A 12,011-nucleotide genomic window follows, 5' to 3' on the forward strand; every position below is an offset into this window, starting at 1 on the left:
TTCATCGTGAGCGGCGCCTTCTGCATGCTGCACAAGGAGACGGTGGTGCTGGCGGGCGGGTTCTCCACCGACACGGTGACCGAGGACATCGACATTATCGCTACACTGCACCGCTACCTGCGGGAGAAGGGCTGGAAGTACCGCATGGTGTTCACCAGCGACCCCATCTGCTGGACCGAGGCGCCGCACACCCTGGGTATGTTCGCCCGCCAGCGCCGGCGCTGGCAGTTGGGGCTGATGCAGACGGTGATGAAGAACCACGACATGATCCTGAACCCGCGCTTCGGCACCCTGGGCATGTTCAGCATGCCGTTCCACGCCTATATCGAGGCCATGGGGTGCCTGATCGAGGCCTTCGGGTTCTGGCTGATCATGCCGCTCTCATTCATCCTGCGGGCCATGCCGCTGGGCTTGTTCCTGCTGTTCCTGTTTCTGGCGGTGGGGTACGGCACGTTGCTCTCGATGGGCTCGGTGCTGCTGGAAGAAGCCACGCTGCGGCGCTATCCGAAGCTGGGCCACGTGCTCAAGCTGATGGCGTACGCGGTGGTGGAGAACGTGGGATACCGGCAGATCGTGGCCATCTTCCGCGCCCAAGGAGTGTTGCGCTTCTTCGCCGGCATGCGGCGGTGGGAAGTGGTGCGGCACAAGGGCCTGGAAGGCGGAGATCGCTATACGGTGGCGCCACATGAAGCTTAAGGACTGGATCTTCAACCGCGTCCTGCTGGGCATGGTGCTGTTTTTTGTGGCGGTGGGGGTGTGGGAGTTCAAGCTGAAGCCGGACTACCGGCCGCACTACAACCTGGCGGTGGCCCACTACCAGAAACAGGAATACCAGCAGGCGCTGGGAGAACTGGACCAGGCATCCTCGATCGCGTCCAGCCGAGTGGAAGTGATCCTGCTGCGTGGGTGGACGCAGCTCAAGCTGCGCCATTTCACCGAAGCCGAGTACGAGTTCAACCGAGTGCTGCAATACTTCCAGCATGACAAGGAAGCGGTGGAGGAGGCACAGACGGGGGCGTCGTTCGTAGCCCTCGAGACCGGCCGGGGCACGATGAATTCCGAGGCCCTGCGGCTCATCCTGGAGGGACGACGGGGCGACCCCAACGTCCGCATCCTGGTCGCCGGAGCCCTGCGGCGCGAAGGCAAGAACCTGGACGCGGCCGTCATCTACCGCGAGCTGCTGAACGACAAGAGCTACGGGGAAGCGGCGCGGGTGGCGCTGGACAGCATCTTCGGACGCAAGGGGTTCGAGGGCGATCCCATGCCCACGGAACTGGCGCCGGTGCGCAAGCCGAGCCAGTTGACCACGCCGTTTCGGGCCGCGAGCGGAGCCCTGTGGCGCGTAGCCGGTGGAAGCCAGCAAAAGTTTTACGTGGCCGGCGTGAACCTGGGTCCTGCGGCTCCCGGTTACTTTCCGGGCGCACCGCCGGAGGAGGGCGGCACCTACACCGCGTGGCTGCGGCGCGCTGAAGAGATGAACGTCAACGTGGTGCGGGTGTACACGTTGCTGCCACCGGCGTTCTACCGGGCCTATCGGCACTTCCGCGACGGCGGAGGCAAAGCGTTGCTGCTGCAGCAAGTGTGGGTGAGCAATCCCCCCAAGGGCGACCTCTACGATCCGGCGTTCGTGGAGGAAACCAAAGCCACGGTGCGCAACGTAGTCGATGCCATCCACGGGCGGGGCGATGTGCCGCCGAGCCCGGGCCGGGCGGGCGGCGTGTTCGAACACGACCTAGCGGCGCAGGTGGTGGGGCTGCTGCTGGGCGGCGACGTGAACGGCGAAATCATCGGGCAGACCAACCTGATCAACCCGGGCAAGACGGGGTACAGCGGAAAGTACGTCTCGGCGCCGAACGTGACCCCGGCCGAGGCGTGGTTCGCCCAGATGCTGGATTACCTGGTGACCTACGAAACCGAGACCTACAACTGGCAGCATCCAGTAGCGCTGGTGAACAGTCCCGCGCTGGACCCGATTCGGCATCCCACGGAACTGCCCAGTCAGGAAGCGATTTCGATCGACGAGAGCCGGTTCAGGGCCTCCGGAGGTTTCCAGGGAGGACTATTCGCGGCGTATGACGTCTACCCGTACCAGCCCGACTTCATGCTGCAGGATCCGCAGTACGTGCGGGCGCGGGACGCGGAAGGGCCCAACCCGATGGCCGGCTACCTGCGCGATCTGCGGTCGCGGATCTCGCATCCGCTGGTGGTGACCGAGTACGGCGTGCCGGACTCCATCGGCATCGCCCGCCTCTCTCCAGCAGGATGGAACCAGGGCGGGCTGGATGAGAACACGCAGGCGACGATGCTGGGGCGGCTGGCTCGCGCGGTGCGGGACGCGGGCTGCGCCGGCGGTGTGGTCTTCGAACTAGCCGACGAATGGTACCGGACCGCGTGGCTGACGCGGGACTTCTCCAATCCCCCGGACCGAACCACGTTGTGGCTCAATGAACTGAGCCCGGCCAGCCGGCTGGGAGTGATGGGATACCGCACCAGCCAGTGGCGGCTGTTCACCGGCCGAGACGCGGACTGGCAGCGGGCTACCACCCTCTACCAGTCGGGGGAGGGGCCGGAGGCCGCGACCAGCATCCGCCGGGTGCAGGCGGCGGTGGACGAAGGCTTCCTGTACCTGCGCATCCAAGTGGCCTGCCTGGACTGCGGCGGAGCGGGACGACGTCCCGACGGCAAGCCGGATTTTGACCAGGCGTCCTGGGGTGTTGCGCTGAATACCATCCCCACGCTTTCCGGTATCCGCGCATTGCCATTCGGGGTGAGAATGGAGCGGGGAGCGAACTTCCTGTTGCTGCTGGGCGAGCCGACCCAGGCCAAATTGCTGGTGGCGGATAGCTACAATCCGTATGAGATCACCGGGGGCAACGATCCCCGGCAGCAGAAGGTGGAGCACCGCCAGCCGCTCTCGCTGCGGCTGGCCGAGAGCGGTGCGTTCGTGGACCAGATCGTGCAGCCCAATCCGCCGCGGGAAGGGCGCGGGGGCGTGATCTATCCCGGGCAGACGTGGAACCGCAGCGGGTTGCGCTACGGCAGCGGCGATCCGGAGGCCAAGGACTACGATTCCCTGGCGGAGTGGTATGCCGACCTGAAGACCAAAAGCATCCTGGTGCGCATCCCGTGGGGCAAACTGCTGGTGACCGATCCCTCGAGCCACAGGGTCTTCAGCGGATTCGATCCTTCCGGCAACATGCAGACCTACCCCACGCAAGGGGTGGACGTGGCGGTATTCGCTCTGCAGCCAGCCGCGGCGGGCGCGGGGATGTCGGTGGTGATGGCGCTGCCGGCGGCGAGTGGCGGGCGAATCGATGCGCCGAAGCAAGTGACTTGGACGGGATGGGATTCGGTACGACCGGAACCCTATTTGAAGAAGGCCTATCATGCGATGCAAAAGGAATTCTCGGAGCAGACTCGCGCGCAGGTGGGTGCTGACGATGGCAGCCGTGTGGCTGCTGCTCGGAGCGCTCCCGGCGCACGCGGCGACTAAGGCACAACTGCTGGCCCAGGGCGACCGCGCCATGCGGGCGGGGAAGTACGCCCAGGCCTGCGAAGCCTACGGCCAAGCCATGCAGGCGGGGGCGGCGCTCGACCGGGACTTCGTGCGGGCGCGCAATCTGGGGCTCTGCAACCTGCGGGGCAAGCCCAAGGACGCGGCCAAGGCCGCGGCATGGCTGGAGACGGCGTGGAAGCTGCGCCCGGCTTCGTCGGACACGCGCTTCCTGCTGGGCCACGCGCTGGCCGAGGCGGGCGAAACCGACCAGGCCCTGGAGCACTACCGCGCGCTGGTGGAGGCGAATCCTTCCGATCCCAAGTATGCGGTGGCCACGGCGGACATGCTGCATGCGCTGGACCGCGACGACGAGGCGGTCGCGGTGCTGGAGCCCTACGTAGCGCGCAATCCCAAGGACACCTCGACGCGCATGGAGTACGCGCACATCCTGGCGCTGGCCAAACGTTACGATCATGCCAAGGTGCAGTACGCCGAAGTGCGGAAGCTGGACCCGAAGAGCCTGTCAGCGGAGATCGGGATTGCGCGGGTGACGGCCTGGGAGCACAACTATCCCGAAGCCATCCGGCTGTACGACGAGGTGCTGAAGAAGCGTCCCACCAACTACGACGCGCAGGTGGGCAAGGCGTACGCGCTGCAGTGGTCGGGACAGAAGGAAGAAGCGCGGACCCTGTTCCTGGCGCTGCAGCAACGGAACCCGGGCGACAAGGACGTAGCGGCGGCACTGGAAGCGATCGAACGCTCGGAAGCGCGGGCGCGCGAGGATGCCGCGGCGGCGGCGTTGCGCGAAGAGCGCCGCAAGGCCTATGAGGAGCAACTGCGAATCGAGGCGGAGCAGCGCGCCGCCAAAGCGGCCGCGGAGGAATCCATGCGGGCGCTGATCACCCAGGCCCGGGCGGCCAGCGGGCGCGGCGACTATGAAGCCGCAGCGGCCGCCTACCGCCAGGTGCTGGAGCGCGATCCAAGTCATCTCACGGCACGGCTGGGTTTGGCGCGCGCGTTTTCCTCCGAGCGCAAGTATGCGGAATCGCTGGAGCAGTACGACGAGGTTCTGCGGCAGGCGCCGGACAACCTGACGGCGCGACTGGAAAAAGCCCGCGTGCTCACCTACTCCCGCGACTACGAGAGCGCTCTTCCGGAATTCGAGCGTCTGGTAAAGGAGGCGGAGGCCTCGCCCAAGCCGGACGTGACGCCGGAACGCGCGCGGCTGGAGTATGCCCGGGCGCTGATCGGAGCCAAGCGCTACGACGACGCTTTGGCACAACTGAACCAACTGCTGCCGGAAGGCAAGGCTCCGACGACCGAGGACACGGCAGTGCTAGTGGAAAAGGCGCGCGCACACGCCTACGCGAAGCGCTATGACGACGCCCTTCGCAACTACGACCAGGCCCTGCAGGTCGATCCGCAGGACTATGAGGCGCGTATGGGCAAGGCGCGGACGCTGTACTGGTCCGGGCGGTCGAGCGAGGCGGGGGCAATCCTGCGCGTGCTGCTTATCGAGCGTCCCGACGACGGTGACGCCAACTACATGATGGCCACCATCGAGCGCGGACGGGGACGCAACGCCAGCGCGCTTTCGCTGCTGGACAAGGTGGGCGACCGAGGCGAGGCGCAATCCATGCGGTCGGCCATCCGCGAAGACCTGCGGCCGGTGCTTCGGTTCCGCTACGGCTACGGGTATGAGCGGGACGAGGACGACACCGGAGAACCCGTTGCCGCCATAGCGGGGCACCGCTTCCTGGCAGCGCTGGACTTCAACCCCCATCCCAACGTGCGCATGACGGTGAGCCAGTCATTCAACGACGCCCTGGGGCGCAGCAATCTGTTCGACGCACGCTTCGGGAGGACGGCGCTGGCAACCGAGTCGCGCGTGGCGGCCGCGTTCCGTGCCACCAAGTGGCTGCGGCTGACGCTGGGCGGCGGCGTGGGAACGACCGGCGGCGGGGAAACGGGAGGAATCGCGCAGCCACGGCGTCAACATTTCCTGTACGAAGTGCGGCCGTCGATCACACACCGGGGGCTGCGGATTTCGGCCAGCTTCACGCGCGACATCGCCGACTACACCGTGCTTTCCATTCAAGATAACGTGGTGCTGCAACGACAGTCCGTGAGCGGGAGCTACGAGTTCACACGCCGACTGCGCTTCAGCGCCAACTACTGGCACGGGATCTACAGCGTGGACCAGCCAACGCTTTGCACCACGTGCGAGCCGGACCTCGGCGCGCACGGTTGGGAATTCTCACTGACGCCTACGCTCTATGAGAACGACCGCATCACGGTGCGGGTGGGGTACGGCTACGAAGAGTATCGCTTTGACCGGACGGACGTGCAGAATCTGCGAACCGCGGTCGGCTCGGCGGGATTCTTCACGCCCACGGTGTACCAGAAGCACGGTGCCATGCCGCAGGTGACCCTGCGTCCGCATCCGCGGGTACAGCTGGACTTCGAGGGCTTTCTTGGTACCCGGCAGTACTGCACAGCGGAACCTTTGTCGTCGCTCGATTGCCCGCCGGGCCAACCGTCGCAACAGTGGACGTTCAACGGGAGCTTCCGCTCGGCAGCCCGCTTTACCATCGGACGATTCGAGCCGTCGTTCGGGTACAGCTACTCTTCGACGGTGGGGGCAGGAGCCATCTCACTGAGTCCGGGAACCGGCAACTACCGCACCCACTATGGGTTTGTGGGCCTGGCGATCCGCTTCTAGGGCGGGTCACGCGGGCAAAGAAAACGGGCGGTCCGCCTTGCGGGCCGCCCGTAGCATTTTGCGGGACTCAGTTTTCGTCCTTGCCCTCGGGCGCATGACCCGGGGAACCGCCCGGATTGGCGCCGCTCGATTCGCCGCCGTGGCGGATCTCGATAGAGCCGCGGTCGGCGTTGAGGCGAATGTGGCCGCCCCCTGAGCCCACAGAACCGGCAGCACGGGAACTGCGGTCCTGACGGCTCACCACCAGTTCGCGGAAGTCGGTATCGATGTCGCCGCGGTCCGCGGAAGCATCCAGCCGGAAGGTGGCGCCGCGCGGCAGCCAGATCTGGATGGGCTCCTTGCTGTTATCGATCGAGATGTTGCCCACGGGCAGCCTGGCGATATGGACGCCCACTTCGCCGTTGCGGTTCTCCAGCGTGAGGTCGCCGGCCAGGTCGTCCAGGTGAACGTCGTAAGAGCGGGTGAGAATGCGGCTGGGTCCGGCGACGCCGTGTCCGCGAAGATCGCCGGAGTCGAAAGTGATCTCGCCATCGATCTTGGCGACTTCGAAGTCGGTGCGGGAAGATTTGAAGCGAGCCGTCTTGGCGATGCGGGCGAAGGTAAGCGGCCCGGAGAACTCGCCGCGCAGGGTGAAGGTGCCGCCGATGTCGCTGGCTTGCACCTCACTGCCGCGCCCTTCGACGCTCAGGTTGCCGGTAATGCGCTCGGCACGCAAATCGCCGCGGCGAAACTCCGCTTCCGCGTTGCCCTTGATCTCCGTGAGGGTGATGTCGCCGCGATTGGTCTTCACCTTGACGGGTGCCTCGCGGGAGATGACTTCAATATCGCCGCGCAGAGTCATCAGGTCCACGGGGGCCTTGGCGGGCAAGGAGATTTCCAGGTCCAGGCGGTCCGGACCGCTCCAGCCCTGATTGGTTTCGATGGTCACCACGTCGCCGTTGACGGTGATCTTGGGAGTGAGGATGTCGCGGTTCTTGTCCGCCTCCGACTGCGACGAGGCGTAGACCACCTTCTTGACGTTGACGTGCAACACGTCTGGCTCGCCGGGTACTACCTTGATGTCGCCCCGGTCGTAGGCCACCTTGAGCTGGCCGTTGGCGGGGAACGGCTGTTGGATGGCGTCGGTGAACTCGTAGCGGCGTCCGAAGATCTCGGGGAACTCGTCGCCGAATTCAATGTCGCCACGCATGTCCCGCCAGCGGTCGCCGTATTTCCAGGCGGCCGAGGCGGTCAGGCCGCAAAGCACCAGGATGATCAGGAAAAAGGTGCCGCCGGCTCCGATGCCGCGCGGAGTGTAGCCCTCGCGCTGGGCCTGGTAGTAGTCGATCAGCTTGGAAACGCCCCACAGGATGATCAACAGGGGCCAGTAGCGCGCGAATAACTCGAACAAGGGCAGCGGATAACCCATGTTCCGGAGCAGGAAGAGAACGCCGACAAGAATGAGCAACAGCGGGCCCACGAAGGAACGGCGATAGCGTGGGGCCGGCGCTGGAGCGGAAGCGGGAGCTGGGTTCGGAGCAGACATCAGTTCACCTGCGACGGAGGATTCTGGTCGTGCGTGGATGGGGTCACGGGAGCAGCCGTGGCCGCCGACGGCGGTGGAGTCGGCGCCATAACCATGTAGCGATCGACGTGCCCCTCAGTAGAGGCACTGGAGCGCAGGAAAATCATCAAGCCGGCAACGATCAGCAGAACGGGCCAGGACTCGTGAAAGTCAAAACGGGTGTAGTTGGCGATGAGGAAGAGCGCACCGACCGTAATCATCATCACCGGGCCCATCAGGCCCGAGCGGCGGCAGCGCTCACAGCGGCAGGCTGGATTGGACCTGAAGCCGTTCATGATTGCCTCCCGGCAGCGCCTTGGGTCCGCTGGCGCAGCATCTGGATGCCGAAGGCGATGAGGATGAGGGGCCACAGGTTGCGCACCGCTCCAAGGTGAAGGATTCCCATGTTGGACAACAGGAAGAGCACCCCGAGACCGATGAGGATGATGGCCCCGATGGGAGCATTGGAGGGCACGACCGAGGTCGCACCAGCCTCTCCGGTTCCACCGATGCCGACGGCGCGGTAGATGCCCATGGGATCGGGCGTCGGCTGGCCCATCTGCTTGGCGCGCGCGGAACGCACGGCGTCAAAGATCTGGTAGAAGTAGTAGAAGCCCATGAGGATGCCGAAGAAGGGCTCCGCTCCTCCCCCTTGGTCTATGGCGGCAATGAGCACGGCGAAGAACAGCATGTGCGCCAAACCCTTGGCGTACTCGCCGTTGTAAACCGCTCCCAAGCCGAAGGGGAAGAATCCCGCCAGGATTCCGGCCACGGTAGGGTTGGGTCCGGTGCCGGCAGGCACGGCCGCCGCGGCAACGAAGCCGGAAGCCGGCGCCGCGCCGGGCAGCGTCTGCTGCATGCCGGCCACGATGCAATCCTCGCAATAGATGACGCCACGGACGTCGCGCTTGCATTCGTCGCACAACGGCTTGCCGCAGGTGCGACAGTAAGCTGCGGCGGGCGTCTGAGTGTGGATGGTGCAGTTCATGAAACTCTCCTGTTGTCCTCGATGGAAGTGACCCCCTGCGGACCCCTCTCCGCAGACGCCAGGGTCACACCCCAGTGCACCTGGTCGTAACGGCCGGGCCTGTCGAGTACGCGGCTGGTGTTATGCCGGTCGAGCTCGGCAGGCGGCTGGTTCTGGTCCTGCGGTTGCTGCTGTTGTTGTTGCTGGTCTTCCTGCTCGTCCGAACCGGCGGCCTTGCGCAATTCGTCGATGCGGGTCTGCAGTTCGTAGACCAGCCGCAGATTGTCGTAGTAGCGCGTGACCCGGGCGCTGGTCTCGTAGTACTGCTGCTCCAGGTTCTGCAGGATGGCGCTGGGGCGAAGGTCGGCCAGCCGGATGTTGGCGATCTTCACTCCGGCCACGTTCAGCAGCAGGGAGATGGAGAAGAAAGCCATCCCGAACGACATGGCAAACCGCGGCTGACGAACGGGAGCCGCGAGGCCGGTGAACCAGCCGCGGGCGCGCTCGCCCCAGGTAATGGAGGCTTCGCGGGCAGCCAGTTCGCTGGGCACGAAGCCGGCCGTGGCCATCAAGATGTTGCGGGCGAGGCCGGCGGGAGGCTCGACTTCTTCCAGCTTGGCCAGCAGGTTGTAGCCGTCGAGAGCCTCGGTGTAGAGCAGGCCGCAGCGCGAGCAGGAAGCGGCGTGGGCCTGGAAGCGTCCCCTGAGGGAGGGCTCCAGAGCGCCTTCCACCGCCTCAGCCAGCAGCGCTTCGAACTCGCTGCACGCCATCGCGAATTGGTCCTGTCCGCTCATCAGCTAACCTGCTTATAGGTACGTTGCAAGAGGCGTGCCAGTTCCGCCCGCCCGCGATTGATACGGGACTTCACCGTGCCCTCCGGCACCTTCAGGGCCTGGGCAATCTCCTTGTAGTCCATGTCCTGCAAGTCGCGCAGGATCACCGCTTCCCGCAGTTCGGGTGAGAGCTTTTGCAGGGCCTGGTGTACCTTCTCGCGGACCTCGCGGGCCTCAATGCCCTGGTCCGGACCGCGGGACTGATCCTCCAGGCGTTCGCTGAGGGAGGAGGCGTCGGGGTCGGCCGCAGGGGCGGCGTCAATGGAGTCGGTCATGCGGTCGTGCTTGCTGCGGCGGAAGTGGTCCACCAGCAAGTTACGGGTCATGGCGGTCAGCCAGGCGGCAAAGGAGCCGCGCTCGGCGTCAAAGCTGGCCAGCGTCCGGTACACCTTGATAAAGACTTCCTGAGTGAGATCCTCGGCGTCGTGCGCCGAACCGGTGAAGCGGTAGCAGAGGTTATACACCCGCCGGTTGTTGACGTGAACGAACTCCTCCCAAGCCACGGCGTCGCCGGCCAGACAGCGCCGGATCAGTGCTGCGACGGCTTGGGTGTCCTCCAACCGGCACTCCCTGCGAACTCCGGTCCTGCGTTCTTGTTGGTTATGTACGAAATCCGGGAGACGAAAGTTCGCCCTGTTGTTTGTTCGGGAAAAAGCATTGTAGCAGCCGCAAGCCGGGGAGTCAGTGAGGGGAAGAAAAAGGGAAGACCGCGACTGCGAACTGAGACTCTGAAAGGTTCGATCTTTGGCTTGGAGGGCGAGGGTGGAAAGAGGGAGCCGGCGAGGTGTGTTCCTCACTCCGACGTGAAGTAATCCACGGCCACGGGATTCTCGAACAGGGAGAAGTCGCGGGTGACGACGGTGATGCCGCTTTCGGTGACGAAGTAACGCTGCCGGTCGGCTTCGGGGTCGAAGCCGATCTCGGTGCCTTCGGGGAGGTGCACGTCGCGGTCAATGATGGCGCGGCGGATGCGGCAATGGCGGCCGACGTTGACGTGGGAAAAGAGGATGCTGGAATCCACCTCGCTGTACGAGTTCACGCGCACGTCGGGGGAAAGAACGCTGTTGCGGACGACGCCGCCGGAGACGATGCAGCCCATGGAGACGACGGAATCGATGGCCGTGCCCATGCGGCCGGGGTCGCCGAAAACGAACTTGGCGGGCGGATACTGGCGCTGAAAGGTGCGGATGGGCCAGGCATTGTCATAGAGGTTGAAGACAGGTTCCACCGCCACCAGGTCCATGTTGGCCTCGTAGTAGGCCTCAAGCGTTCCCACGTCGCGCCAGTAGAGGGCTTCCTTCCGGTTTTCGTCCACAAAGTTATAGGAGTAGACCTTGTAGTCCCCGGCCATGCGGGGAAGAATGTCGTGGCCGAAATCGTGCGATGAGGCGGGATCTTCCGCATCCTTGAGCAGCACCGGCAGCAACACGTCCGTGTTGAAGAGATAGACGCCCATGGAGGCGGAGATCTTTTCCGAGTTGTAGGGCGAGCGGACCGAGGTCTCACGGGGCTTTTCCAGGAAGCCGCGGACGCGGCCGCTGCTATCTACGTCGGTGACTCCGAACCGGTGGCACTCGGCGGGGTCCACCAGGATGGTGGCCACGGTAACGTCGGCGCCGGAGTCGTTGTGCTGCTCGAGCATGAGCCCGTAGTTCATCTTGTAGATGTGGTCACCGGAAAGGATGAGCACGTGCTTCGGTTGCTCGGAGCCGATGGAGTAGATGTTCTGGTAGACGGCGTCGGCCGTGCCCAGATACCAGTTCTCGCTGACGCGCTTCATGGGCGGCAGGATCTCGATGAACTCGCCCAGGTCGCGGGCCACTACGTTCCAGCCTTCACGGATGTGGCGGTTCAGAGAAAGCGCCTTGTACTGGGTGAGGATATAAACATGGCGCAGGGCGGAATTGACGCAGTTGGAGAGAGTGACGTCGATGATGCGGTAGATGCCGCCGAAGGTGACCGCCGGTTTGGCGCGGTCGCGAGTCAGGGGATAGAGGCGTTCGCCTGCGCCTCCGGCCAGCAAGACTCCGAGGGTGTCCTTCATCATGGCTGCCGTTGCGGGTCGGGCTTCGCGCTCGGCGGACGTCTCGACCGGAAGCGCGCGACCGGGGTTGGAATCCCGATGGTACCACAGCGTGTGCGGGCGGCTCCGAGGCCGCGGATGCGGCCGCACCCGGCAAGTGACAAACCGGATACAATTTGGCCGTGAGCCAGTCTACGAGCGCACGGGAAGCGGCCCGCCTGATCGTGGCCGGGCGAAAGAATCCGCTGCTGGCGGCGGCGTGGTCGGCCCTGCGAGGAGCGCTGGCGGCGCTCCTCGATACCTCGCGCCGGCTGGGCCTGGAGATCGCGGGTTTCTTTTTCGTCGCGTTTGCGGTGTTCGGAATCGGGGCAGGCTGGCGGGAGTACCAGACCTATCAGGCGACGGGCGCAGGCCAGACGCGTTTGGC

At 65.1% G+C, this 12,011-nt stretch carries 10 protein-coding genes; 4 read left to right on the forward strand and 6 right to left on the reverse strand.

The window, feature by feature from the left end; all coding sequences use genetic code 11:
* From VLE48_03560 to VLE48_03570, 3 genes are all read left to right on the forward strand, one after another.
* The coding region (locus VLE48_03560) for a glycosyltransferase family 2 protein (GenBank protein HSA92063.1) at positions 1-696 on the forward strand (696 nt) is incomplete at its 5' end.
* Positions 686-3,493 carry a hypothetical protein gene (locus VLE48_03565; protein HSA92064.1) on the forward strand — a complete coding sequence of 936 codons (2,808 nt, stop codon included), beginning with the start codon at positions 686-688 and terminating at the stop codon, positions 3,491-3,493. The genes VLE48_03560 and VLE48_03565, both read left to right, overlap by 11 nt.
* The gene (locus VLE48_03570) at positions 3,441-6,218 is read left to right on the forward strand and encodes a tetratricopeptide repeat protein (protein ID HSA92065.1); all 2,778 of its coding nucleotides are present in this window, start codon (positions 3,441-3,443) and stop codon (positions 6,216-6,218) included. The genes VLE48_03565 and VLE48_03570 overlap by 53 nt, the downstream gene beginning before the upstream one ends.
* Positions 6,219-6,285: 67 nt before the next feature.
* On the opposite strand, the gene VLE48_03575 is transcribed toward VLE48_03570, so the two are convergent.
* The 6 genes from VLE48_03575 to glgC all read right to left on the reverse strand — a co-directional run bounded on the left by VLE48_03575 (position 6,286) and on the right by glgC (position 11,608).
* A complete protein-coding gene (locus VLE48_03575) occupies positions 6,286-7,743 on the reverse strand; it encodes a DUF4097 family beta strand repeat-containing protein (protein HSA92066.1) in 1,458 nt (485 codons plus the stop codon).
* On the reverse strand, positions 7,743-8,057 hold the full coding sequence (locus VLE48_03580; protein HSA92067.1) for a DUF5668 domain-containing protein: 315 nt from the start codon (positions 8,055-8,057) through the stop codon (positions 7,743-7,745). Before VLE48_03580 ends, VLE48_03575 begins: the two co-directional genes overlap by 1 nt.
* The gene (locus VLE48_03585) at positions 8,054-8,749 is read right to left on the reverse strand and encodes a B-box zinc finger protein (GenBank protein ID HSA92068.1); all 696 of its coding nucleotides are present in this window, start codon (positions 8,747-8,749) and stop codon (positions 8,054-8,056) included. The genes VLE48_03580 and VLE48_03585 overlap by 4 nt, the downstream gene beginning before the upstream one ends.
* A complete protein-coding gene (locus VLE48_03590) occupies positions 8,746-9,522 on the reverse strand; it encodes a zf-HC2 domain-containing protein (GenBank protein ID HSA92069.1) in 777 nt (258 codons plus the stop codon). Before VLE48_03590 ends, VLE48_03585 begins: the two co-directional genes overlap by 4 nt.
* Positions 9,522-10,121, reverse strand: coding sequence for a sigma-70 family RNA polymerase sigma factor (locus VLE48_03595; protein HSA92070.1), 600 nt, complete (start codon positions 10,119-10,121; stop codon positions 9,522-9,524). The genes VLE48_03590 and VLE48_03595 overlap by 1 nt, the downstream gene beginning before the upstream one ends.
* Before the next feature lie 233 nt (positions 10,122-10,354).
* On the reverse strand, positions 10,355-11,608 hold the full coding sequence (gene glgC, locus VLE48_03600) for a glucose-1-phosphate adenylyltransferase (protein HSA92071.1): 1,254 nt from the start codon (positions 11,606-11,608) through the stop codon (positions 10,355-10,357).
* A 158-nt stretch (positions 11,609-11,766) separates the two neighbouring features.
* Between glgC and VLE48_03605 the strand changes: the two genes are divergently transcribed.
* A partial coding sequence (locus tag VLE48_03605) for a hypothetical protein (GenBank protein ID HSA92072.1) occupies positions 11,767-12,011 on the forward strand: 245 nt, incomplete at its 3' end.

The sequence above is a fragment of the Terriglobales bacterium genome, from assembly GCA_035454605.1.
GTDB lineage: Bacteria > Acidobacteriota > Terriglobia > Terriglobales > Acidobacteriaceae > DATMAB01.

Bases quoted from the DNA above. Each gene is read 5' to 3' on its own strand.
- VLE48_03565 (HSA92064.1), top strand. From the start codon at position 686: ATGAAGCTTAAGGACTGGATCTTCAACCGCGTCCTGCTGGGCATGGTG.
- VLE48_03570 (HSA92065.1), top strand. From the start codon at position 3,441: ATGGCAGCCGTGTGGCTGCTGCTCGGAGCGCTCCCGGCGCACGCGGCG.
- VLE48_03575 (HSA92066.1), bottom strand. From the start codon at position 7,743: ATGTCTGCTCCGAACCCAGCTCCCGCTTCCGCTCCAGCGCCGGCCCCA.
- VLE48_03580 (HSA92067.1), bottom strand. From the start codon at position 8,057: ATGAACGGCTTCAGGTCCAATCCAGCCTGCCGCTGTGAGCGCTGCCGC.
- VLE48_03585 (HSA92068.1), bottom strand. From the start codon at position 8,749: ATGAACTGCACCATCCACACTCAGACGCCCGCCGCAGCTTACTGTCGC.
- VLE48_03590 (HSA92069.1), bottom strand. From the start codon at position 9,522: ATGAGCGGACAGGACCAATTCGCGATGGCGTGCAGCGAGTTCGAAGCG.
- glgC (HSA92071.1), bottom strand. From the start codon at position 11,608: ATGATGAAGGACACCCTCGGAGTCTTGCTGGCCGGAGGCGCAGGCGAA.